Genomic DNA, 23,541 nt, shown 5'->3' with positions numbered 1-23,541 from the left:
GGCGATGAACACCGAGCACCACCGGATCACCACACCCATCACCGAGGACATCCTGCGCGGCGCCCTGGACGTGGAACGCACCGCGCACGGTCTGCTGCCGCACCGGCTGCCCGCCTGGGCCCGTCGGCAGATCCCCGACGACCAACTGGCGGTGGCCGAGGCCCAGCCGTCCGGCGTGCGGTTGGCCTTCCGTACCCAGGCCACCACCGTCGAACTGGACACGCTGCCCACGAAGAGGCTCTACCGGGGGCTCCCGGCCCAGCCGGACGGCGTGTACGACCTGCTGGTCGACGGCCGTCTCGCGGCCCAGTCCACGGTGACCGGCGGGAACGTCCGTGTGATCGACATGACCACCCAGTCCGTCGAACTGCGCGAAGGGCCTCCCGGCACCGCCTGCTTCACCGGTCTGCCCGGGCGTGACAAGGACGTCGAGATCTGGCTCCCCCACACGGAGATCACCGAGCTGATCGCCCTGCGCACCGACGCCCCGGTCGAGCCGGCGGCGGCCGGCGGACGCAGGGTGTGGCTGCACCACGGCAGTTCCATCAGCCACGGCTCGAACGCCGCCAGCCCGACCTCCGGCTGGCCGGCCCTGGCCGCCGCCCAGGGCGGAGTGGCCCTGGTCAACCTGGGGTTCGGCGGCAGCGCGCTGCTCGACCCGTTCACCGCCCGCGCGATGCGGGACACCCCCGCGGACCTGATCAGCCTGAAGATCGGCATCAATGTCGTCAACACCGACGCGATGCGCCTGCGCGCCTTCGTCCCCGCGGTCCACGGCTTCCTCGACACCATCCGCGAGGGACATCCGACCACGCCGCTGCTGGTGGTGTCGGCCCTCCTGTGCCCGGTCCAGGAGGACACCCCCGGCCCCCTCATGGCCGACTTCGGCGGGGGGACCTTGCGGTTCAAGGCGACGGGCGACCCGGCCGAACGCGCCGCCGGGCGGCTGACGCTCACCGTCATCCGCGACGCACTCGCCCGGATCGTCGAACAGCGCGCGACCGACGATCCGAACCTGCACTACCTCGACGGCCGTGAGCTCTACGGCGAGCGGGACTACGCCGAACTGCCGCTGCCCGACGAGGTCCACCCCGACCCCGCGGGACACCGCCGTATCGGCGGGAACTTCGCGCGAATCGCGTTCGGCGCCGGCGGCCCCTTCGCCGCCGAGACCGGCTGACCGGGCGGCGGACGCGCGGGGGCGCACCGCGACGCGGTCGTGCCGGCACCGGGCTCCGCGACGGACCCGGGCCCCGGCGGCGTGGATGCGGCCGGTCAGGACAGGGGCGGCACGCCCACCTCCCCGACCCGCCGGGCCACCTCGCTCAGCGCGGCGCCCAGGGGCAGGCTGATCCTGGTCGAGGCCAGGCCGTCCCCGCGGGTCGCGCCCTGGTTCACTATCGCCACGGGCGTGCCCGCGCGGGCGGCATGGCGTACGAAGCGCAGGCCCGACATGACGGTCAGGGACGAGCCGAGGACCACCAGCGCCCGCCCGGCGTCGACCAGTCGGTAACAGCGCTCGACCCGGGGTTTGGGCACGCTCTCGCCGAAGAACACCACGTCGGGCTTGAGGACACCGCCGCACGCCCGGCACGGCGCGACCCGGAAGGCGTCCACCAGCCCCGGCGGCAGCTCCGCGTCGCCGTCCGGGCGCAGGACGGCTCCGGCGTCCCGGAAGCCGCCGTTCAACTCCTCCAGACGCCGGTCGAGTTCATCGCGCGTACTGCTGCGCCGGCACCCGAGGCAGACCACCCGGTCGAGCCCGCCGTGCAGTTCCACCGCCCCGCGGGTGCCGGCCGCGCGGTGCAGACCGTCCACGTTCTGGGTGATCACCGCCGACACATGGCCCGAGCGGCGCAGTTGCTCGACCACGCGGTGCCCGGTGTTGGGCTCGGCCCGGGCGATCGTGTGCCAGCCGGCGTGGCTGCGCGCCCAGTACCGGCGGCGGGCCGCCTCGCTGCCCGTGAACTCCTGGTACGTCATCGGCGTGTGGCGGCGTCGGCTGCCGGTGGCACCCCGGTAGTCGGGAATGCCCGACTCCGTGGAGAGTCCAGCGCCGCTCAGCACCACCACGCCCCGCCCGGCCAGCAGCCGTACGAGCGTCTCCAGGCCTGCGGTGTCGGCACCGTCGAGCGTTGCGGTCACACTCATGCCGCCAGCGTAGCGCCATACCCGACAGGGCCCACCGGTCACGGAGTCCGGCGTCTCGGACCAGGGGACGGGGTGATGCCGGACGGTCCGGCCCCGGCAGGTGTCCGACGTCCCCCACGTCCACTCAACGGCCGAGTCCGGCAAGCCCGTTGCCCAGGACATTGGCGCCCAGGACGAGAAGTACGACCACCACGATCACGGCGCTGTTGGCCACCATGAACCGCCGTACACCGTCCAGGAATGACGCCGCACGCGCTCCGCCCACGGCGTGGAGGAGGACGGCGCCCAGGACGGTGCCGGAGCCGAGGAGCACGAACACCAGCACGGCCTCCACGGTCCCCACGCCGTGCTCGCGCGCTTCCGCGATCGATGCGGCAGCCGACGCGGTCAGGACGAAGTTCTTCGGGTTGGCGCCCGACAGCAGCGCACCGAGGAGCAGCGCCCGCCCCGCGGTCGCGTTCTCCAGTGACGCCGCCCACCGGGGCGTCCTGACCTCGTCACCCGACCGCGGACGCAGCCACCACTTGCGCGCGCCCAGGACGATGAGCCCGGCCCCGGCGAACACCCGCCCCCAGTCAGCGATCGCCGACGACGTGCTGTCGGGGTCGGCGGCTCCACCGAACGCCACCACGACGACGGTGGCCACGACCGTGAGCCCGAGGATCCAGCCGACCGAGAAGAGCAGGCCGTTTCGGCCGCCGTGCCGGCCGGCCAGGATCAGCACGACGCCGATCAGTGGGAAGGGGCTGAGCGCAACCGCAAGCGCGGGCGGCAGCACGGCCCCGATCGCCTGGATGAGCACCGCCCGCCCTTCCGCCACGCACGTCCGGCCGCTCCGGGACGTCCCTCCTGGACGGTACCGAGCCGCCACCCTTCCGGCACCTCTCGCCTGGCCGCCCAAACGGGTCATCGTCGGCCGGCGCCGGCAGGTTCCCACCCGGTCCGCCGGGACGTCGCACCCAGGGTGAGCGCTGCGAGTCGAACGTCATGGCGGCCGCGGCTGTGCCCGGCGCCGGTCAGGCCGACTCCTTCCTTCTGAGGCGGCACTCCGATGCGAACGCGGTGAGGATGGGGAGGGCCACCGCCGTCAGCCCCAGCCCGAGGACCGCCGGGGCGACATAGCGGGGCGCGCTGTCGGCGGTGAAGCTGCCGCCGCCCTTCTCCAGGTGGCAGACGAAGCGGACGGGCAGGTAGTCGATGCGGTATCCGTCGACGTGGGCCGCGTTCCCGACCCCTCCGGCCCTGACGCATGCCGGAGCCGGGCTCGAGTCCGCGCCACCGCTCTCGGCCTCGATGAGCGCACCGACGATGTGGAGCGCGCCCCACACGTACATGGCGACGGCGGCGGCTCCCGCGAGGGCGGCCAGGCCGCGGGAGGACCTGCCCGTGCCGGTACGCCCGGGGCGGGGCCGGGCCAGGGCGGCCAAGCCGAAGCAGGCGAGCCCGATGGCGACGATCCCCCCGGCCAGGATCATCAGTAGGAGGATCACCTCGCCACTGTAGTCAACTGCCCGCGCCGGCCGGATCCTTGGTGTCCGGTCGGCGGTTCGCGGATGTGCCCGGGCCGGAGGGTAGGGTGCCCGAATGATCGGGATTCCAACGGAGTTCGCGCGGAGCACCGTCCGGCGTGAAGGGGCACCCGGGGCGGCATGGCTCGCGGAACTGCCCACCATCGTGGACGAGTTGCTGGAGCGCTGGGCGTGTCTGCCGGACGGCGAGGTCATGCACGGCGGTGTCGGGGTCATCGTCCCCGTACGGCGGCGGGTCGGAGGGGCCGCCGTACTGAAGGTGTCGTTTCCGCATCCCGGCAACGTCCATGAACCGGACGCGTTCGCGGCGTGGGGCGGGAGAGGAGCCGTTCTGCTGCACGAGCGGGACGACGAGCGTTTCGCGATGCTGCTGGAGCGGGTCCGGACGTCGACCCTGGCGGAGGTCGAGGACGGCGACGAGGTGGTGAGGGTCGCGGGTCGGATCAGTCGCCGGCTGGCCGTCCCCGCGCCGCCCGGCCTTCCCCGGCTGCGGGAGCGGGCCGACGACTGGGAGGAGCGGCTGCGCAAGGACGCCGATGAGCTGGCACACCCGCTGTCGCCTCGCGTGGTGGACACCGCCGTGGTGACCGTCCGCGAGCTGGGGCGCGTCCAGCCGGACACCCTGGTCCATGGCGACCTCCACGCCAGGAACATCCTGCGTGCCGACCGCGAACCATGGCTGGCCGTCGACCCCAAGGGGTATGCGGGGGACCCCGCCTACGACGGCGGCACGCTGCTCAAGTCGCGCGCGCTGACGCTGCTGGAAGCGGACGACCTGTGCAGGGCCGTCCACCGTGCTCTGGACGTGTTCGCCGAGGCCGCGGAGGTCGATCGGGAACGCGTCAGGCGTTGGGCCCAGTTCCATGCCGTCCAGGCCGCGTTCTGGGGCCGCCGGCATGGATTCCGCGTGGCCCGCAGCGGGCCACGGCTGGACTGGATCATCGAATTCGCGGACCGGCTGGCGGAGTTGCTCACGGAAGGCCGTTAGGCCGTACGGGTCGGCGGTTCACGGGGGGCCGGTCCGGAGGTCCCGTCCGATCGGCGTGGTGGCGCTTTCCGTGCCACCGCGGCGGCTCGCCCGTCGGCAGTCCTGATCTGACCGGGTGGATGACCCGCGCCCGGAGAGTGTCGTCGCCCGGACAGCCGGACATCTACGCCAGTCTCGTTCCGGAAGAGAGGCGGGAACATGGCCGTGGACCGTATCGGATCCTCCGTGCGCAGCGCACCCGAGGGGCACCGGAGTACGAGCAGTGTCAGGACACATCGGCGGTGCCGGGCCACGGGCCTGACACTCGGCAGGACGGTGCTCCTGGCGGTCGTGGCGCTGACCGCCGCCACCTCGTGCTCCGGCGGCTCGGCCCCGGCTCCGGGCAAGAGTCCTGGCGCGAGCGGGAGCCCGGGCGCGAGCAAGAGTCCGGGCGCGAGCGGGAGTCCGGGTGCGAGCACGCCGGCGGCCGCGACGATCACCGTGACGGAGAAGGAGTTCTCGGTGGCCCCTTCGAAGACCGAGGTGGCACCAGGTACGTACACGCTCCTCGTGGAGAACGCCGGGGCCGTGGCACACTCGCTGGCCGTCTCCGGGCCCGGCGTCTCCGCCGCGCACACTCCGACCATCTCTCCCGGCGGCCGGGCGCAGCTCACCGTCACGCTCCAGACGGGCACCTACGATCTGTGGTGTCCCATCGACGACCACCGGGCGCTCGGCATGGACACCCACCTGAAGGTCGGCGGGGGCGGTGCGGCAGCCCCGGCCTCCAACGGCGCCACGGCGAGCACCTCCGGGCGGTAGCCGTGACTACCCGTTCCGGCGGCCGCCCGCGCCGCACCGCCTCCGGCGCGCGGATCGCCACCCTGCGACTGCTCCAGGTGGTGACCGCCGCGGCGCTGGCCGTGGACGCGTACATCCACGCCGACCTCGCCCCCGCCTACGACCCCGTCGGGCAGCAGATCAGCCAGGGCACGCTGTTCCGCATCGAAGCCGCCGCGGCGTCACTGGCGGCGCTCCTCGTGCTGCTCCTCGGCCGGCGGCGGCCGGTGTGGGCGTTCACCTTCCTGGTGTCCATCAGCGCTCTCGGCGCCGTGCTGCTCTACCGGTACGTGGACGTGGGCGCGATCGGTCCGCTGCCGGACATGTACGAGCCGACCTGGTTCCCGGAGAAGATCGCCTCCGCGGTCGCGGTAGCCGTCGCCGCCGCGGCCTCGTGCGCCGGATTCCGGATCGCCGGCCCGCCGCGGCGAGTACGAGGCTGAGGCCGGCCCCTCGGCGGGGCCGGGGCGCCAGGTCCAACCGGCCAGTTGGCATCCTCCTATGCTGAGCGCATGGCATGGGACACCGCTAAGACCAAGAGACTGCTGCTCGACGCAGCCGTGGACGAGTTCGCCGCGCACGGGCCCGAGGGTGCGCGGGTGGACCGCATCGCGGCCGCGGCAGGGGTGAACAAGGAACGCATCTACCCCTACTTCGGCGGCAAGCGAAGCCTGTTCGAGACGGTGGTCCAACGAGAGCTGGAGCAGCTCGCCGCCGCTGTGCCATTGGAGGGGCCGGACGGCGGGCCGGTGGACCTCCCCGAGTACGCGGGCCGGGTCTTCGACTACCACCTCGCCCATCCGCACCTGCTGCGGCTGCTGCAGTGGGAGGCCTTGCACGGTGAGGCCGCCGGTCCGGTCGCGGGAGAGGAGCGGCGCGCCGCCTACTACGAGGAGAAGGTCGCCGCCGTCTCCCGGGCCCGACAGGCGGCCGCCGGGGCGCCGCTGGCGCCGAGGGAACTGCTCTACGCCATCGTGGCCCTCGCCGGCTGGCAGTTCGCCGTGCCACAGCTGGCCCGCATGATCCTCGGTGGAACGGCCGATGAGGATCCGGTGGCGCGGCGTGCCGCCGTGGTGGAGATGGCGCGCCGGCTCGCACTCTGACCGCCTCTCCGGCGAGATCTCCAACTGACTGGTTGGAGATCTCGCCGACGCGCGATAGAGTCCAACTCGTCAGTTGGAATTGCTCCGGCCAAGGAGGCCGTCCATGACCGTCACCCCCGCACACCCGAACGCCGCCCTCGTTCTGATCGAGTTCCAGCGAGAGTGGCTCGACCCCGAGCATGGCCGCCTCAACCACCTCGTCGAGGACCGCGACCTGCTCGACACCGCCGTCCACGCCGCCGCCACCGCGCTGAACGCCGCGCGGGCGCACGGAGTCCCCGTCGTGCACGTCCCGCTCGTGCTCACACCCGGCGCGCCGGAGCTGGAGAGCTGGACCCCGGCCCGGCTCGGCCTGCGGGCCGCGATCCCGAAGGCGGGCACCTGGATCGAGGGCAGTGAGGGCGTCCGGTTCGCCGAGGCCTTCCGGCCCGCCCCCGGGGAGCCGGTCGTGCGTGGCCGGGCCGGCGCCAGCGCCTTCGCGGGCTCCTCCGACTTCGACCTGATCCTGCGCCGCCTCGGCGTCACCGACCTGTACCTGGCCGGCTTCGCCACCCATGTGTGCGTCGAGTCCACGCTGCGCGAGGCCCACGACCGCGGCTACGCCGCCCATGTGATCCACGACGCCTGCGCGGCCTTCACCCGTGTCCAGCAGGAACACGTCCGCGAGCACGTCATCCACCACTTCGGCGACGAGCTCGACGCGGCGGAGTTCGCCGCCGCGTGCCCCGGTCGAATCGCCGCCTCACCGGCCGGCTGACGGGAGATCGGGCACCCACCCCCGTCCTCATATCGGCGCTGACGTACCGCATGAGCCGGCCGGGTGCCGCCCCGGCATCCGGCGAGGGGCGTGAACGGCCCCGCCTCGCCACCCTGAGTGCATGTCTGGGTACAGTGAGTTACTCATTTCTGCGACCGAAAGCGATTGGGCATGTCGGCAGTGGAGAGACCCGGAATTCCGGCGGCGGTGGTGGACGACGATGCCCCTGTGCGGGCTGAGGACCACCCGTGATGCCGACGCCGCCGGTCACGACCGCGAAATCCCCCGTTTCGCCGGTCAGTTCGCACAACGAGTGGGACCCGCTGGAGGAGATCGTCGTCGGGCGTCTCGACGGCGCGAGGATCCCCTCCAGCCATCCGGTCGTGGCCTGCAACATCCCCCCGTGGGCGGCGCGGCTGCAGCGGCTCGCCGCCGGCTACCGGTATCCGCGCATGATGATCGAGCGGGCGCAGCACGAGCTCGATCAGTTCGTCACTCTCCTGCAGTCCCTCGGCATCACGGTGACGCGCCCGGGCGAGGTGGACCACGGGAAGCGCTTCGGTGCCCCTGACTGGTCGTCACGTGGCTTCTGCAGCACCTGCCCGCGCGACAGCATGCTCGTGGTCGGCGACGAGATCATCGAGACGCCGATGGCATGGCCGTGCAGGTATTTCGAGACCCATTCCTACCGTGAGATCCTCAAGGACTACTTCCGGCGCGGTGCGCGCTGGACGGCGGCGCCGAGACCGCAGCTGACCGACGCACTGTTCGAGGCGGATTTCCGCGCCCCCGAGGCCGGCGAGCCCATGCGCTACATCCTCACCGAGTTCGAGCCGGTGTTCGACGCAGCGGATTTCGTACGCGCGGGACGCGACCTCTTCGTCACGCGGAGCAATGTCACCAACCGGATGGGCATCGACTGGCTGCGCCGCCATCTCGGACCCGGCTACCGAATCCACGAGATCGAGAGCCGCTGCCGCACGCCCATGCACATCGACACGACGTTCCTTCCGCTCTCGCCCGGCAGGGTGCTGGTCAATCCCGAATACGTCGACATCGACCGCCTGCCCGAGATCCTGGGCTCCTGGGACATCCTGATCGCCCCCGAGCCCGACCCGATCGACGACCGCCTGCTCAGGATCACCTCGATGTGCGGCAAGTGGCTCAGCATGAACATCCTCATGGTCGACGAAAAACGGGTGATCGCGGAGCGGCACCACACCGGCATGCTGCGCGCGCTCGAAAAATGGGGGTTCGAGCCGATCCCGTGCGACCTGCTGCACTACGCGCCGTTCGGTGGCTCGTTCCACTGTGCGACGCTCGATATCCGGCGTCGCGGCGTGCTGGAATCGTATTTCCACTGACCGGTCCACCGACCGCCGGTAGCGGAGGTCCTGACACGGTGTCCTGGCCGGGGCTGCCAGGAAGGGTCCCCGGGTGCCCCGACAGGCACGGGGGAGCGGGAGGAGCCCGACATGCCCGCAGCAGACGCGGAGGTGGCGGTACTGATCGTCGGTGGCGGGCCGGTCGGGCTCACCGCCCGAGCGCTGCTGGAACGCTGGGGCGTGCGGACACTGCTGGTCGAGAAGCACCGCGAGCTGTCACCTTTTCCCCGGTCCCGGCTGGTCAACGTGCGCTCGATGGAGATCTTCCGCCAGCTCGGGATCGCTGCCAGGGTCAGGGCCCGGGCGTTCGCCCCGGAGTACGGCCGCATCCGCTTCCGCGACACCATGCGGGACCGCGACTTCGCCACAGCGGCGATGGTCGGGGTCAACGCGCCGGTACCCGAGAGCCCCGTGACCGGTGCGGTCACCTCGCAGGACCGGCTTGAACCCACCCTGCTCTCCGCGGCGGACGCACAGGTGCGCTTCGGAGTCGAGCTCATCGGCCTGGCCGAAGGACCCGAGAGCGTCGCGGCCCTGCTCGTCGACCACCGGCGCGGCGAGGAGAGCCGGGTCCGTGCCCGTTACGTACTCGCGGCCGACGGCGCCGACTCCACCGTCCGGCAGCGGCTGGGAATCGACACCGCCGGTCCCGGGGCGATGGGGGGCTTCACCACCGTCGTGTTCGACGCCGACCTCGACCGCTGGTGCGCTCACCGGCCCGCCGGGGTCTACTTCACCGCGCACGGGCTGTTCGCCCCGCTCTACCCCGAAGGAGGCTGGGCCTGGTTCGTTCCCACACCCGAAGACGCCGCGGGCGCCGACTGGCCCGGCCTCGTCTCGCACGCCCTCGGCCCCGGTGGCGGCCCGCAGGTCGAAGTGGTGCGGGTTCAGCACTGGGTGATGAACGCGTTCGTCGCCGAACGCTTCCGCCGCGGCCGGATCCTGCTGGCGGGCGATGCCGCACACGCGATCCCCATCGTCGGCGGCCTGGGCATGAACGCCGGCATCGCCGATGTGCACAACCTGTGCTGGAAACTGGCCGGTGTTCTCCAAGGGTGGGCCGGATCGGCCCTGTTGGACACCTATGAGTCGGAACGACGACCCGTCGCCCACCGGACTCTCGGCCAGGCGGTGGCCAACGCGCGACTCATGCTGCAGGTACAGAACCGGCGCCGCGGCCGGCCCCGGAGCGGCGAGGCGGCGTCGGCCCGGATCGAACTGCCGTGGTCGGAACGGTACTTCGCCCAACTCGGTCTCGTGCTGGGGGTTACCTACCGCTCCGACGCCGTCCTCGCCGACCACGGCACCCCACCGGAGCCGTCCGACGGTACGGACTACGTTCCCACGGCAGAGCCGGGCCGCCGCATGCCGCACCTCTGGCTCACACACGACCGCTCCACGCTCGACGCCGTCGGCGAACGGTTCACCCTGCTCACTCCGGAGCCCGCCCACTGGGAGCAACAGGCCACCGCAGCATGGCCGCTGCACATCGAGGCCCTTCCCGGGGCGCACGCCGAGCTCTGCGGCCTCCAGTCGCACGGAGCACTGCTCATCCGGCCCGACGGCCACATCGGTGCCCGCTGGCGCGACCGGTCACCGAGCGACTCCGCCCTCCAGCACGCCCTCACCGCGATCACCCGCTCGGCACCCCGCTGATCCGGCGGAGGAACCCGAACGGTACAGCCGGTGTGAAATGCCGGCCGCCACCACGGCGGACGCCATTTCCACGCTACGCGGCGGCTGGACCGAACTGATCACCCGCCAGGACGGTCGGCCCCACGCCCTGTGGGAGCGCGAACAGCAGGCCGACGGCCTGGTCACCACCGCCGACGCTCCGGGTGATCCACGACCCGGCCCGGAGCCGGTGGTATACACCCGATATGCCCAGTTCGCGACCTCGCCTTCCCGCCATGACCGGGAGCGGTTGGCGGCGCTCGGCGGCCGCCGTGGCGCGCGTGCTCTCCCCGCGAGGTGCGCTCGCCCTGAACAGGGTCGAGGGTGCGGCGCCGTTCGCGCTCCGCGCCGCACTGGCCATGGCACTGCCGGCACTGCCGTTGGCGCTGGCCGGGAAGGTCGATCTGGCCGTCTACGCCATGCTCGGCGCCTTCACCACCACGTTCGGGCGCAACATGCCCTACCCGCGCCGGGCCCGGGTACTCGCGGTCGTCGCGCTGGCGATGACGGCGTGTGTGGGCGGCGGTTCCGCGCTGGCCGTGGCAGCCGATCCACGGGCGGGGGGCGCCGGCGCGGCCGTGGTGGTCGTGGCGACGGCCGTGGTGGCGGGGACGGCCAAGTTCACCTGTGACGCCGCGGGGCTTGGCGGGCTCGGTGCGGTGCTGCTGCTCTTCTCCTTCGCGGTGGCGGCCAACGGCTCGCCCGACCCCGCCGACATCCTTCCCCAGACCGGGGTGGCCGCGGCGGGCGCGGCCCTGGCCTGGGGCCTGGCCATGGCGGGCCGGTTCGTGCACCCGGACCATCCCCGGCGGCTCGCCGTGGCCGCCGCCCTGCACGAGCTCGCCGATCTGCTGGAGGGCACCGGCACCGGGCACCCCGGCGGGCGCACCCGGGCCCGGGCGACCGCGGCCGTCCTGCAGGCGTACCAGTCCCTCGGCATCGCGCCGCCGACGGCCGCCGGCCTGGACGACCGGACCGGGCTGTGCGTGCACCTGACCGATCTCTCGTGGTCGCTGCTGATCGGCTCCGCGCGCCAGCCGGCCGAGGACTTCGCACCACTGGCGCCGTACCTGCGCCGGCAGGCCAGGCTCCTGGCGGACCGGCGCCGCCGGGACCCTCCGCTCGTGCCCCAGCTGTCGTCTCCGGTGACGGCGGCACGGGCCGGGGGAGTGGACTTTGCCGCCGGGACCGGGCCGCGCCCGGCCGGTCCGGCCACCCGGCGCGCCGCAGAACTGCGCGCCGCCGAACTGCTGACGGGGAAGCACCACAGACGCGAAAGCCGCCGGGCGGTCCTTCTGGTCCCCGCGCTGCGGATGGTCCTCGGCACCGGCGTCGCGGGCGGCCTCGCCGTGGCCCTGCACCTCGGACACGCCTACTGGGCCGCGATCTCGGCCGCCGCGGTACTGCACTCGGTCGACATCCGGACAACGGCGCACCGTACCGTCCAGCGCACCCTCGGCACGGTCGCCGGACTGGCCATCGCCCTCGGTGTCCTGGAGCTCCAGCCGACTCCCACGGAGCTCGTCCTCGTGATCGTGGCGCTGGAGTTCCTGCTGGAGGACATGGTCGCCCGCAACTACGGCCTGGGCGTGGTCTTTCTCACGCCGATGGCGCTGCTGCTCACCGATCTGACCCTGCCGGCTCCGGCCGAGCGGCTCATCCGGGACCGGGCGCTGAGCAGCGTTCTGGGCATCGCCATCGGGTTGCTCTGTGCACTGCTGGTGGTCCACGACCGGGCCGCGGTCCGGGTGGAACGGGCGCTGGCGGCATGCCTGGAGGCGACCGCCCGTGCGGAGCGGGCGCTGGAGGACCGTGCGGAGCAGCTGCTCCCGGCCGTCCAGGCGGACCTGGCCTCGGCGGTGGTGGAGCTGCGGGCGGCCGACGACGCCGCAGCGGGCGAGTTGTGGCCGGCGGGGATCGATCCCGCCAGGCTCGCGGCCGCGGAACAGCGCGCGTACCTGCTGCTGGACCGGCTCGGCCGATGACGGTGACCGCCGATCAGGTGGCGGCGGTGATGGTGACCTTGAGGTGCTTCATGATCGGCTGGTCGCTCTCCGTGCTGTAGTCGCAGAGCGCGAGCAGCACGTTCATCTCGGGCATGTAGCCGAGTGCGTTTCCGCGCGGGATGTCGTACGGGATCGCGAGGAAGCCGTTGCGGGAACGGGTGCTCCCGTCCCGGGCGAAGGCGGTGATGTCGACCGGGGCGAACTCCTCGATCCCGCGCTCGCGCATGTCGTCCCTGTTCATGAAGACGAGTTCGCGCAGGTTCCTGATGCCGCGGTAGCGGTCGTTGTCGGAGTAGATCGTGGTGTTCCACTGGTCGTGGGACCGCATGGTGCCCAGCGCCAGCATGCCGGGTTGCGGGACGACGTCCGGAAGCGGGGCGTGGGAGAACTCCGCGCGCCCGGACGGGGTGAGGAAGACCAGTTCACGGGCGGGCTGCTTGATGCGGAAGCCGAGTGGCAGGCGCACCCGGCGGTTGAAGTCCTCGAAGCCGTCGAGGACCCGGGCCATGGTGTCGCGGATGCGGTCGTAGTCCTCGATGTACCACTCCCACGGGGTCGTACTGCCGGGGAGCGCGGCACGGGCCATGCCGGCGATGATGGCGGGCTCGGAGAGCAGGTGCGGCGAGGCGGGCTTCTTCATGCCGACCGACAGGTGCACCATGCTCATCGAGTCCTCGACGGAGGTGCTCTGGAGGCCGCCGCGCTGGTGGTCCTTCTCGGTGCGGCCCAGACAGGGCAGGATCAGCGCCTGCCTGCCGTGCACCAGGTGGCTGCGGTTCAGCTTGGTGCTGACCTGGACGGTGAGGTCGCACCCGCGCAGTGCCTCGTAGGTGTGCGGGCTGTCGGGTACGGCGAGGGCGAAGTTGCCGCCCATGCCGATGAACACCTTCAGGTCGCCGCGGTGCATCGCCTGGAGGGTGCCGACGGTGTCCAGGCCGTGCTTGCGCGGCGGGTCGATCCCGCAGACCGCGGCGAGGCGGTCCAGGAACTCCTCGGTGGGACGGTGGTCGATGCCGCAGGTGCGGTTGCCCTGGACGTTGCTGTGGCCGCGCACCGGGGAGGGGCCCGCGCCCTCGCGGCCCAGGTTGCCGCGGAGCAGCAGCAGGTTGATGATCTCCCGGGCGGCGCTGACGCCCTGCTCGTGCTGGGTGACGCCCAGGCACCAGCTGAAGATGGACCGGTCGGCGTCGCGGTAGATCCGGGCGGCCTTGAGGATGTCCGCGCGGGAGATGGCGGACTGGCGCTCGATCTCCTCCCACGAGGTGGCCTCGCAGAGGGCCTTGTACTCGTCGAAGCCGGCGGTGTGACGCTCGATGAACTCGCCGTCCAGCGCCTTGGGGTCGGAGTGCGACTGCTCCAGGACGGCCTTGGCGATGCCTCGGATGAGCGCCATGTCGCCACCGATGCGCACCTGGAGGTTGAGGGTGCTGGTCCGGGTGGACTTGAAGAGGGCCATGTCCATGAAGTCGTGCGGCACGATGGCACGACGGGCGGCGGCCTCGACGATCGGGTTGATGTGCACGATCTGCGCGCCGCGGTGCTGGGCCTTGACCAGCGAGGTGAGCATGCGGGGCGCGTTGGAGGCGACGTTGACGCCGATGATGAACAGCGCGTCCGTGGCCTCCCAGTCCTTGAGGTCCACCGTGCCCTTACCGGTGCCCAGGGAGGCCTGGAGGGCCCGGCCGCTGGCCTCGTGGCACATGTTGGAGCAGTCGGGCAGGTTGTTGGTACCCAGCTCACGGGCCATCAGCTGGTACAGGAAGGTCGCCTCGTTGCCCAGCCGGCCGGAGGTGTAGTAGGCGGCCTGGTTCGGGTCGTCCAGCTCGCGCAGGGTACGGCCGACCAGTTCGAAGGCGTCCTTCCAGCTGATCGGGACGTAGCGGTCGGTGCCCGGGTCGTAGACCATCGGCTCGGTCAGCCGGCCCTGGTCCTCGAGCGCGAAGTCGCTCCACCCGGACAGTTCGCTCACCGTGTGGGCCGCGAAGAACTCGCGGCCGACCCGCTTGCGGGTCATCTCCCAGGTGACGTGCTTGATGCCGTTCTCACAGATGTCCAGCTTCAGGCCCTTGGTGTCGTCGGGCCAGGCGCACCCGGGGCAGTCGAAGCCGGTGTTCTCGTGGTTCATCTTCATGACGGCCCGCGGGCCGTCGACCAGTGCGCCCTCGCGAACCAGCACGTTGGTGACGCTCTTGGCCGCTCCCCAGCCCGCAGCGGGGTGGTGGTACGGGTCGAACTGCGGCTCGCCCGTGGAGACGGGGCCCACCCGGAGTTCCGGCCGCTCGCCATCGGAGGCACTCAAGATCCTCACCCTTCCGCCGCGTCGACGTGGGCCGAAAATCAGACTTCGGTCAGGCTATGCCGGTTGATCAATGCCCGCCACGCGGCTCACCCGGCTCGTAGCGCAGAGCGGGTCGACTGACGGATCCCGTGCGGAGTGCCGAGGTGTGGCCGTTCCTGGCTGCGGTTTCACGGTCATCCGTGTGCGATGTACTTCTGTGGGCCCGGTCGGCCGAACGATGCTCCGGCTGCGCCCCGGAGTCGGCCGACGGGACTCCGGCAAGCCGGCCGGGGCTGGTGAGCCCCGGCCGAACCGGTCGGCGGGCACGACCGCGCCCCACTTCTCGCGCCGGGCCGTACCTCTCGCACCGGGCTGTCGCCGCCGCCCCGGCGGTCTGGGCGGCGACGACCGCATGATCAGGCCAGTGCCGCCTCGATCAGGTCGGCGGCCTTGGCCGAGCTGCCGCCCGCGCGCACCTCGCGGCTGATCTCGGCCAGCCGGGCCGCCACCGCCGGGTCGCCGGTCAGCTCCAGCACGGCGGAGCGCAGCGCCTCGGCGGTGGCCTCCGCGGTGTCCAGCCGGCGCCCGACGCCCAGCTCGACCAGCCGGTCGGCGTTGATGAACTGGTCGGCGGCCTGCGGTACCGCGACCATCGGCAGCCCGCAGTACAGACCCTCGCTGCATCCGCCCATCCCGGCGTGGGTCACGAAGGCATCGGCCTGCTGGAGCACGGCGAACTGCGGCACCCAGCGGTGCACCTCGACATTGGCCGGGATCTCTCCCAACCCGGCCAGGTCGGTCGCCTTGCCGACCTGGAGAACGACGTGCCAGCCGGGCAGGTCGCCGAAGGCCTTCAGGCACTCGCGGTAGAAGCCGGGCTGGTGGGTGAAGGCCGAACCGAGCGAGATCAGCAGCACCTTCTCCGCGCCCTCCGGACGGGTCCAGCCGCCCTGGTACTCGCGCGGGCCGAGGCAGGGCCCGGCGAAGGAGAAGACCTCCTGATCCACCAGGTCGATCCTGGGCTGGAGCGCCCTCGGGATGAGCGCGACCCCGCGATCCGGGTGCAGCATGTACGCGAACGGGTCGCGGGGCTCCAGCCCGTTCTCGACCAGCCACTGAGCGAACCGCTCCGGGTACCGCTCGGCCGCCAGGGAATCCCGCGCCACCTGGAACTGGTCAGCCATGTCCTTCTCGAACCCGTCCCAGGTGACCATGGACGGCGAGATCGCCATGGACGGCACGCCCCAGCCGTCGGCCATCACCCGGCCCGCGTACGCCATGAAGTCGTACAGGACGAGGTCGGGCCGGTCGTCCTGGAAGGCCTCCCGCAGTCGGGGCAGCATCGCCTTCGCGTCCTCCAGGATTATGCCGTGCACATTGGCCGCGGCCTCGGGGTCGACCGCGCCGTTGAGGAACGGCAGGGTCGTGTCGTAGGGCACGAGCCGGGCGCCGGTGGACTCGATCTGCTCGGCGAACGACGGGTCGTTGACGTAGCTGACCCGGTGGCCGCGGTCGACCAACTCCCGGATCACCTCCAGGCTGGGGTTGACATGGCCGTGCGCCGGGACGTTGACCATGGCGATGTGTGCTGGGCGGGACATACCGGGTCCTCTCCTCGTACGTCGTTACGCATCCTGCACCTGGCAGCCTGACGCGCCGTCAGCTCACCTGTCAAAACAATACGTATCGTCTCGCCTGCCATGGCGGCGCGGACCGGGCCGACATCGGTCGGCGGCCCATCCAGGGCGGGCCCTCGCGGTGGACTCGAGGTCACCCGCCCGGGGTGCCGGTGGTGCGCTGTCCGATCGCACCTGAGGGTGAACTCCCGGGTGGGACTGCCGGGTTGGGTCGGACGAGATGCGGTCGTCAAGCCCGGCTGACCGTCCCGGCGGGAAGGCCGGGTGCTTCCAGAGACCCGGCTTCACCGCCACCCTCGTCGATGCGTCGCCCGCGGAGCTCACCTTCCGGTCAGCGCTGCCACGGCCTCCACCGCCGCGAGACCGTCCTCGTAGCCGAGTACGGCGGCCACGCCCCGCACATCGGGGTCGAACGGATCGGAGCCGAATCCGACACGGGCCCGCTCGGACGGCTCGATCACCACGGCGCGGTCCAGGACTTCCTGACGCTCCGCGCTCGCGTACGCCGGAAGCTCCGGCATCGGCTGGAACACGATCACCTGGTCGGCGTCACGGGCGAGTTCGGCGTTGGTGAGGGAGAACGTTCCACCGTCGATGTAGTCCTCGCCGTCGATCCGGACCACCGGCCACAGCCCGGGCACGGCGCAGCTGGCGGTGAGGGCGTCCACCAGGCCGACCCCCGATCCGCGGCTGAAGACGGTCCTGCTGCCGTCAGCGCGCACGGCGGTGATGTCGAACCGGCCGTCGGGCCAGCAGTCCCTCTCGACCCGCCGGGCGACCGCGTCACGGCGCAGGGACGGATCGACTCCGGATCGCTCCCGGGACAGCCGGATGAGACGCTCGGTCTTCACCGCCACGGAGTCCTCGCTGCCGTGGACGGCCATCACGTCCGGGAACACGTCGGCCAGGGCTACCGCTGGGGCGAGTTCGCGGTTGCGGCGGGTCTTGCGCACCGCCCTGTCGTACTCGGCGCCCGCCGATCCGGCCTGGAGCACGGCGGCCGCCACGGCGGCACCGGCGGAGGTCCCGATCACGTGGCCGACGGAGTCCAGCCGGAGCACCCCGCACTCCTGGAGCGCGGCGAGCGCCCCGATGGTCCAGCCGATCCCGGCGAGGCCGCCACCTCCGAGCACCACGGCCGTCGATTCCTGAGCCACCAGCGTTCTCCCGTGTGTCGGTCCTGTGGGCCGTCCATGTCCGGCCCGGTGTCCGGGCCGTTCCCGAGAAGACGTCGAAGTCGTCCTGCTGGACTGCCTGTTCGTATCTCGCGCCTCGCAGGTTAGACCTTGAGACCGGTGTCGGGGTCAAGTCGTCGTAACGCGGTCCCGCATATGCGGATCAAGGGCATGGTCCGGCACATCGGCTTGCACGAACGGGTGTCGGCGCCCGGCTGTGGCGGCGAAGCCGGGCGGCTACTTCCCGTCAGTCGGCGTGTGAGGTGCGGAGATGGCGAGTACGGCCTGTGCGATGGCGGGGCGGAGGCGGTCCAGCGACTGGTCGGGGCCGAGGATCATGCGGCGCAGCTGGGGCATGGCAAGGCTCCAGCCGACCAGGCCGAGGGTGAGGAACAGGCGGGTCCGGGCGTCGCCGTCCTGGTCCGCGGCGGCATCGGTCGCATCGGCGGCGGCCTGGATCTTCTCCTCGTAGTGCCTGGTGCGGGCCTCCTCTCCGGGGACGGGCTGGTCGCCGAGCTCGAGAGCCTCCCACAGGAGCAGGCGCAGCGCCTCGGGGTGGGCGCGGTGGTAGTCGAAGAGCCGCTCGGCGTAGGCGGGGAGGTCGTCGCTACCGGGCGGGACGGCCTGGGCGAGGTCGGCCATGAGGTGTTCGAGGACTGCTGCGAAGAGCTTGTTCTTGTCGCCGAAGTAGTCGTAGATCGCGCGCTTGTTGGCCTGGGCCTGGGCGGCGATGCGGTCCACACGCGCGCCGGCGACGCCGTGTGCGGCGAATTCGGCGGCCGCCGCCGCAAGGATCCGCTCTTTGGTTGCCGTCGAGTCGTAGGCCATGGAGGGATTGTAACGAACTGGTTCGTTTGACGAGCGCCGGGCGGTCTGCAACGCTCTTCCCCGATCCGAACTATCTAGTTCGTTCGATTGGAGCTGTGATGCCCCGGAACGATCCGCCCGCCCCACCCGCCTCTCCCACCCTGCTCACATCACCCGTCTCACCCGCATCGGCCACCCCGTCCGCACCGGCAGGGCCGGGCCGCCGGCTTCCGCTGGTCATGGCGCTGGCCTGCGGCGTCAGCGTGGCCAACGTCTACTTCCCGCAGGCCATCACGCCGCTCATCGCCCACGGCCTGGGCATCGCGCCGGACGCGGCGGCGAAAGTGGCGACACTGACCCAACTCGGCTACGCCGCCGGGATCTTCCTGCTGGTTCCGCTGGGCGACCGGCTCCCGCGCCGCCCGCTGATCACCGCGCTGCTCGCCGCGACCAGCCTCGCCCTGCTGGCCGCAGGGCTCGCCCCGGCCACCGGCCTGCTCCTCGCGGCGAGCACGGTGGTCGGCGTGACCACCGTCGTACCGCAGCTACTGCTGCCCATGGCGGCAGGCCTGGCCGCAGACGGCCGGCAGGGCAGCGTGATCGGGACCCTCCAGGGCGGTCTGATCGGCGGAATTCTGCTGGCCCGCACCTTCGGCGGCGTGCTCGGCGAACAGCTCGGCTGGCGCGCTCCCTATCTGATCGCCGCCGTGCTGACCGCACTGCTCTCCCTGGCCCTCGCCAAGGCTCTGCCCGCCACCACCCCGGCCGTACGCGACCGCTACGTGTCCCTGCTCGCCGCCAGCGCACGGATGCTGCGCACACAGGCGGAGCTGCGACGCTCCGCGCTGTACCAGGCCACCCTGTTCGGCGGCTTCAGCGCCGCCTGGACCGCCCTCGCCCTGCTGATCACCGGCCCGCTCTACCGCATGAACGGACAGACGGTCGGCGCGCTGGCGCTGATCGGCGCGGCCAGCATGTTCTGTGCCCCGGCGGCAGGACGCTGGGTCGACCGGCACGGCGCGGACCGGGTCAATCTGTGGTGCATCCTCGGGACCCTCGCCGCGGCGGCCGCGCTCACCGCGGGCACCCTGGGCGGCACGGCGGGGCTGATGGCACTGGCGGGTGGGCTCCTGCTGCTCGACGTCGCGGTGCAGTGCAGCCAGGTCGCCAACCAGGCCCGCATCTTCCGGTTGCGCCCCGAGGCCCGCAGCCGCCTGAACACCGCCTATATGACCTGCTCGTTCCTCGGCGGCAGCGCCGGGTCCTGGCTGGGTATCCGCGCCTACGCCCTTCGCGGCTGGCCGGGTGTGTGCGCGGTCCTCGCGTTCGCCGCCGCCCTCGCGCTCGCCGTACACCTCACCGGCGGCGGCAGGCGCCGCCAGCCCCCCGCCGCTCAGATCGAGCCGTGGCCGCCCCGGCCCGGGGCGGCAGCGAGGTGAACGGTGGCCGAGCCGCGACGCGGGCACCTCCGGCCGCCCAACTCCCTTGCTGCGCCTTGCGTTTCCCTCCTCCCTCTCCGTGACCCGAAGGACCTCCCATGACGTTTCCGGCCATGCCCCCGGCAGTACTTCAGTTCTTCCGCGCCTCCCAGGCAGGTGATGTCGATGCCTGGGCCGGGGCGTTCGCCGAAACCGGCGTCTTCCACGACCCGGTCGGGACCCCGCCCATCACCGGACGCGCCGCGATCCGCGACTTCATCGCCTCCGTCCTGCCCAACTTCCAGCCCTTCCTCGGGCTGACCCCTCACGAGGCGCACACAGTCGGCAACCAGGTCGCCGTTTCCTGGAGTGGCGCCGCCGTCACTCCGAGTGGCACGCCGGTCAACTGGTCCGGCATCAACATCTACGAACTCGACGACGCGGGTCTCATCAAGGACGCCAAGGCCTTCTTCAACCAGGCCGTCTTCCAGGCCCAACTCATCGGCTGAGCTCCCGAAGGGCAAAGGTGCCGCCGTACCCCGGGGTGCGGCGGCACCGACCGCAGGCGCGGGGCGGTTCTCGGGCGGAGCTTTCCGTGTCCCGCGTCACATGGCTATTTGTGGTCTGCGCCACAGCATTGTTCGTGACCCGGGCCACTCGCTTTCCGGTGGCCTGGGTCACCTTTTACCGGGGGTCCTTCGGGTTCCGCAGATGCCCAAAACGGATGAAATGCGGTGAATAGGTTTAGATCGCCCGTGACGGTGGCCACAGCCGGCCAGGGGTCCACTACCGGGCATAGTCGCCCGCGCCCACCGGCTGCGCGGCGCCCTGCCGGCCGGGGTCACCGCCTCGGGGGCACCCGACGCCCCACCGGTCGACCGGTGCGGCATCGGCGCAGCTCAGGGCCGTGATCACGGTGTTCGGGAGAGAGTTCGGGGGTGGGGTTTGGGGGGCGGGTTGGGGGGTAGGCGGGTGTGGCCTGTGGGCGGCGGTCGGTGGTGGTGCTACGACGCCGCGTCGTGGACGGGGCGTTTCCGGGGCCTTGGAGAGCGCCGCCCGGCCCGCTAACAATGGCTTCAGTCGCCACGACGCATCGGGCTTCTCGCCCGGCTCGTGGCCGACCGGCTCGGATCACGCGGATTCAGTCCGTCTGAACCAAACGATCCAGGTGCCGGGCCACACCGGGTGCACCATCCCCCTGATTCGGGGGTTGTGCGGGTGTGTATTCCTGTCCCCTGACTTAGGACCGCTCTTGTCTGCTTCGTTCACCGCTCGTCTGCGTAAGTCCGCCGCCCTGTTCGCCGGTGCCGCCTGTGTGGCCACCATCGGTGCCGTGGTCGCCCCGACCGCCGCGTCCGCTGCCACCCCGCAGCAGATCGCCGCGAGCATCGTTCCGGCGGACCAGCTGGCCTCCTTCAGCAACATCATTTCGCACGAGAGCGGTTGGAGCGTCACCGCGACCAACCCGAGCAGCGGTTCCTACGGTCTGGGCCAGGCCCTGCCGGCCTCCAAGATGGCCTCCGAGGGTGCGGACTGGAAGACCAACCCGACCACCCAGATCAAGTGGGCCTACAAGTACATGTGTGAGCGCTACGGCAGCCCGAACGCCGCCTGGTCCTTCTGGGCCGCCCACCACTGGTACTAAGCCGACCCACGGCTCCCCGCAGCTTCACCCGGAAGGGGCCCGGTGCACACGCACCGGGCCCCTTTCGGCCTGCCTACCCTCGCTTCTCCGGCTCGGCCCCGTGTGGCTGGAGGACGTCATGCCGTAGGGCCGACGGTGCGTGGCGTCGGGGGGGAGCCGAGGTGGCGGTCGAACCATGCGCGGGTGCGGCGGAGCAGGTCGAGCCGGTGGGCTCGTTCGCTGATCATGTGCCCCTCCCGCGGGTAGACGACGAACTGGTGCTCGACGCCGAAGTGCCGCAGGGCTCGGTGGAAGAGCACGGCCTGGCTGAGGGGGACGTTGGTGTCGTCCTCGCCGTGCAGGATCAGCACCGGGGTGCGGATGCGTGCGGCGTAGGAGAGGGGGCTGACCCGGTCATGGGGGTGAGGGCCCGGTCCCTCCCAGCCGCAGCTGCCGCTCAGCGCGGACTCCCGGTCGGCTCCTTGGTCGCCGACCGCGTTCTGAATGCCCCAGTCGCTGATTCCGGCGCCCATCACAGCCGCCCTGAACCGGTCGGTCTGCGCCACCGCCCAGGCGGCCATGAAGCCGCCGTGGCTCCAGCCGCCGATCCCCAGCCGATCCGGGTCCGCGACCCCTTCCGTGACGAGCAGATCGATGCCGTCGGTGATGTCGTTCCACTCGGCTCCGCCGACCGCGCCCGCCACCGCCGCGGCGAAGGCGTGGCCACGGCCCTGGCTGCCGCGCGGGTTGGGCAGGAAGACGGCGTAGCCCGCGACCGCGAGCCACTGTGCCGGTGGTAGTTCGATGTGGAACTGGAACTCGTCGGCGTACCGTCCGTAAGGCCCACCGTGGACCAGGGTGATCAGCGGGAACGGGCCGTCCTGACGACTCGTACCGGGCGGCAGGAGCAGCAGCCCGTCCAGGGTGAGTCCGTCCGAGGCCTGGTAGGACAGGCGTTCTTGGTGGCCCCACCGGACCTCTCGCACTTCGGGCCGGGTGTCGCTCACCCGGGTCAGGGGGCCGCCGGGCGGCCCGGCGTGGACGTTCTTCGGTTCGTCGGCTGCGCCCGCGAGCATGGCGACCGTCTCGCCGGTCCGGCTGGCGGTGAGGGCGTGGGCGATGCCCTGCCGGGTGGCCACCGGCCGAAAGGCCGTACCGGCCGGGTCCAGTCGGTACAGCGCGGTGTCCAGCCCGTCGGCGAACAGTGCCAGCGGCGTGCCCTCGGCGACCTGCACGAGCTCCGTCGGGCAGACGGACATCCCCGCGGTCAGGTTGCGGTGCTCCGGCGCCGGCCCGGCATCCGGCACGGTGATGTCGAAGACCGCCGTTCCGCCGACCGGCCCGGGCGGCGTGGTCGCCAGACAGGACAGGTGCCACACCTCCTCGGCCCGCCACCAGGTCGGTGAGCAGGCGTCCATACCGACCGGGCCCAGGTCGTGCACCGCGGCGGTGTGCGGGTCGACCAGGTGCAGTTCCGCGGCGAAGGCGCCGGAGTCCTCTTCCGGGTCCGCCCAGCTGAGCACCGCCAGCGGGCCGCCGTCCGGCCGCTGCACCACCTCCACCACGTGCCGCTCACCGAGGGCGGCCACCAGGCGCATCCGGCGGCTGTCAAGGTCGAGTAGTCGCAGGCGTGCCGGGTGCGCACGCTCGTCCCACACCACCGCGTCATCGCCCTCAGCCCGCCTGCGCTCGTCCTCGGCGTCCGGTTCGTCGACGGCGACCACGGCGACCGCCCGGCCGTCGGCCAGCGGTCGGAAACCGGCGACGCCGCCGCGCCAGGCGGTCACCGCTTCCGCCGACCCGTCATCGAGCCGCAGACGGTGCAACTGCCGACCGGTGACGAAGTACAGAGACCGCGAGTCCGGAGCCCACTGAGGAGCCCCGACCCATGCGCTACCGTCAGTCAACTGACGCGGAACCGGACCACCGGCGGCATCCGCCACCCACAGCGCACTCACCAGACGCTCTCTGACGCCGACGGTCTTCACCGCGTAGGCGACCAGGGAGCCGTCCGGCGAGACCGCGGGGTACAGCGGCGCCGCGCTGTCGACCATCAACTCGGCCAGCAACTCCATTGACACCTCGGTCACTTGGTCCCCCATCCACAACAACGTGTCCGCATATCCTGCCGTGCGGCACAGAACCCGGACGCCGTTGGGGTGTGTTCAGCACCCACGGGGGTTCGGGAAC

At 71.8% G+C, this 23,541-nt stretch carries 20 protein-coding genes; 12 read left to right on the top strand and 8 right to left on the bottom strand.

From position 1 onward, the window contains the following. The first annotated feature begins 4 nt into the window (after positions 1-4). Positions 5-1,180 (top strand): GDSL-type esterase/lipase family protein, encoded by a 1,176-nt coding sequence (locus ACSMTC_RS01325; RefSeq protein ID WP_436557750.1) that lies wholly within the window; start codon positions 5-7, stop codon positions 1,178-1,180. 95 nt (positions 1,181-1,275) lie between these two features. Here the strand turns inward: ACSMTC_RS01325 and ACSMTC_RS01320 are convergent, their stop codons facing one another. The 3 genes from ACSMTC_RS01320 to ACSMTC_RS01310 form a co-directional block, all read right to left on the bottom strand. Then, positions 1,276-2,151 carry an NAD-dependent protein deacetylase gene (locus tag ACSMTC_RS01320; RefSeq protein WP_436557749.1) on the bottom strand — a complete coding sequence of 292 codons (876 nt, stop codon included), beginning with the start codon at positions 2,149-2,151 and terminating at the stop codon, positions 1,276-1,278. A gap of 124 nt (positions 2,152-2,275) precedes the next feature. Further along, entirely contained in the window at positions 2,276-2,953 is a 678-nt protein-coding gene (locus tag ACSMTC_RS01315) for a GAP family protein (RefSeq protein ID WP_436557748.1), read from the bottom strand. A 214-nt stretch (positions 2,954-3,167) separates the two neighbouring features. Then, complete coding sequence (locus tag ACSMTC_RS01310; protein WP_436557747.1) at positions 3,168-3,641, bottom strand: hypothetical protein; 474 nt, start codon at positions 3,639-3,641, stop codon at positions 3,168-3,170. Positions 3,642-3,735: 94 nt separating this feature from the next. Here ACSMTC_RS01310 and ACSMTC_RS01305 point away from each other — a divergent pair, with 94 nt between their 5' ends. The 8 genes from ACSMTC_RS01305 (at position 3,736) to ACSMTC_RS01270 (ending at position 12,391) form a co-directional block, all read left to right on the top strand. Beyond that, positions 3,736-4,668: an aminoglycoside phosphotransferase family protein gene (locus tag ACSMTC_RS01305; protein ID WP_436557746.1), complete on the top strand. Its 933-nt coding sequence runs from the start codon at positions 3,736-3,738 to the stop codon at positions 4,666-4,668. Between the two features lie 501 nt (positions 4,669-5,169). Next, the gene (locus tag ACSMTC_RS01300; RefSeq protein WP_436557745.1) at positions 5,170-5,469 is read left to right on the top strand and encodes a cupredoxin domain-containing protein; all 300 of its coding nucleotides are present in this window, start codon (positions 5,170-5,172) and stop codon (positions 5,467-5,469) included. A 2-nt stretch (positions 5,470-5,471) separates the two neighbouring features. After that, entirely contained in the window at positions 5,472-5,930 is a 459-nt protein-coding gene (locus ACSMTC_RS01295; protein ID WP_436557744.1) for a hypothetical protein, read from the top strand. Positions 5,931-5,999: 69 nt separating this feature from the next. Next, positions 6,000-6,590: a TetR/AcrR family transcriptional regulator gene (locus ACSMTC_RS01290; protein WP_436557743.1), complete on the top strand. Its 591-nt coding sequence runs from the start codon at positions 6,000-6,002 to the stop codon at positions 6,588-6,590. 103 nt (positions 6,591-6,693) lie between these two features. Then, positions 6,694-7,347 carry an isochorismatase family protein gene (locus ACSMTC_RS01285; protein ID WP_436557742.1) on the top strand — a complete coding sequence of 218 codons (654 nt, stop codon included), beginning with the start codon at positions 6,694-6,696 and terminating at the stop codon, positions 7,345-7,347. Between the two features lie 251 nt (positions 7,348-7,598). After that, entirely contained in the window at positions 7,599-8,711 is a 1,113-nt protein-coding gene (locus ACSMTC_RS01280; RefSeq protein ID WP_436557741.1) for an amidinotransferase, read from the top strand. A gap of 111 nt (positions 8,712-8,822) precedes the next feature. Continuing rightward, entirely contained in the window at positions 8,823-10,388 is a 1,566-nt protein-coding gene (locus ACSMTC_RS01275) for an FAD-dependent monooxygenase (protein WP_436557740.1), read from the top strand. 254 nt (positions 10,389-10,642) lie between these two features. Further along, positions 10,643-12,391, top strand: coding sequence for an FUSC family protein (locus ACSMTC_RS01270; protein ID WP_436557739.1), 1,749 nt, complete (start codon positions 10,643-10,645; stop codon positions 12,389-12,391). A 13-nt stretch (positions 12,392-12,404) separates the two neighbouring features. Here the strand turns inward: ACSMTC_RS01270 and ACSMTC_RS01265 are convergent, their stop codons facing one another. The 4 genes from ACSMTC_RS01265 to ACSMTC_RS01250 all read right to left on the bottom strand — a co-directional run bounded on the left by ACSMTC_RS01265 (position 12,405) and on the right by ACSMTC_RS01250 (position 18,330). Next, positions 12,405-14,711, bottom strand: coding sequence for an FdhF/YdeP family oxidoreductase (locus ACSMTC_RS01265; RefSeq protein ID WP_436557738.1), 2,307 nt, complete (start codon positions 14,709-14,711; stop codon positions 12,405-12,407). A 395-nt stretch (positions 14,712-15,106) separates the two neighbouring features. Further along, positions 15,107-16,291, bottom strand: a complete 1,185-nt coding sequence (locus ACSMTC_RS01260) for a macrolide family glycosyltransferase (protein ID WP_436557737.1) — start codon at positions 16,289-16,291, stop codon at positions 15,107-15,109. 356 nt (positions 16,292-16,647) lie between these two features. Continuing rightward, on the bottom strand, positions 16,648-17,484 hold the full coding sequence (locus ACSMTC_RS01255; RefSeq protein WP_436557736.1) for a patatin-like phospholipase family protein: 837 nt from the start codon (positions 17,482-17,484) through the stop codon (positions 16,648-16,650). A 255-nt stretch (positions 17,485-17,739) separates the two neighbouring features. Further along, entirely contained in the window at positions 17,740-18,330 is a 591-nt protein-coding gene (locus ACSMTC_RS01250) for a TetR/AcrR family transcriptional regulator (protein WP_436557735.1), read from the bottom strand. 218 nt (positions 18,331-18,548) lie between these two features. Between ACSMTC_RS01250 and ACSMTC_RS01245 the strand changes: the two genes are divergently transcribed. The 3 genes from ACSMTC_RS01245 to ACSMTC_RS01235 all read left to right on the top strand — a co-directional run bounded on the left by ACSMTC_RS01245 (position 18,549) and on the right by ACSMTC_RS01235 (position 21,372). After that, positions 18,549-19,748, top strand: a complete 1,200-nt coding sequence (locus tag ACSMTC_RS01245; protein ID WP_436564564.1) for an MFS transporter — start codon at positions 18,549-18,551, stop codon at positions 19,746-19,748. A 98-nt stretch (positions 19,749-19,846) separates the two neighbouring features. Further along, positions 19,847-20,236 (top strand): nuclear transport factor 2 family protein, encoded by a 390-nt coding sequence (locus ACSMTC_RS01240; RefSeq protein WP_436557734.1) that lies wholly within the window; start codon positions 19,847-19,849, stop codon positions 20,234-20,236. Between the two features lie 743 nt (positions 20,237-20,979). After that, positions 20,980-21,372, top strand: a complete 393-nt coding sequence (locus ACSMTC_RS01235; RefSeq protein WP_436557721.1) for an aggregation-promoting factor C-terminal-like domain-containing protein — start codon at positions 20,980-20,982, stop codon at positions 21,370-21,372. A 116-nt stretch (positions 21,373-21,488) separates the two neighbouring features. Here ACSMTC_RS01235 and ACSMTC_RS01230 read toward each other — a convergent pair whose 3' ends face one another. Continuing rightward, positions 21,489-23,453, bottom strand: a complete 1,965-nt coding sequence (locus ACSMTC_RS01230; protein WP_436557733.1) for a S9 family peptidase — start codon at positions 23,451-23,453, stop codon at positions 21,489-21,491. Positions 23,454-23,541: the final 88 nt, after the last annotated feature.

This window comes from Kitasatospora sp. HPM-01-4 (assembly GCF_051374625.1).
Lineage (GTDB): Bacteria > Actinomycetota > Actinomycetes > Streptomycetales > Streptomycetaceae > Kitasatospora.
The sequence above is the reverse complement of the archived record's forward strand: the minus strand, read 5'-3'. Positions and strand labels throughout refer to the sequence as shown.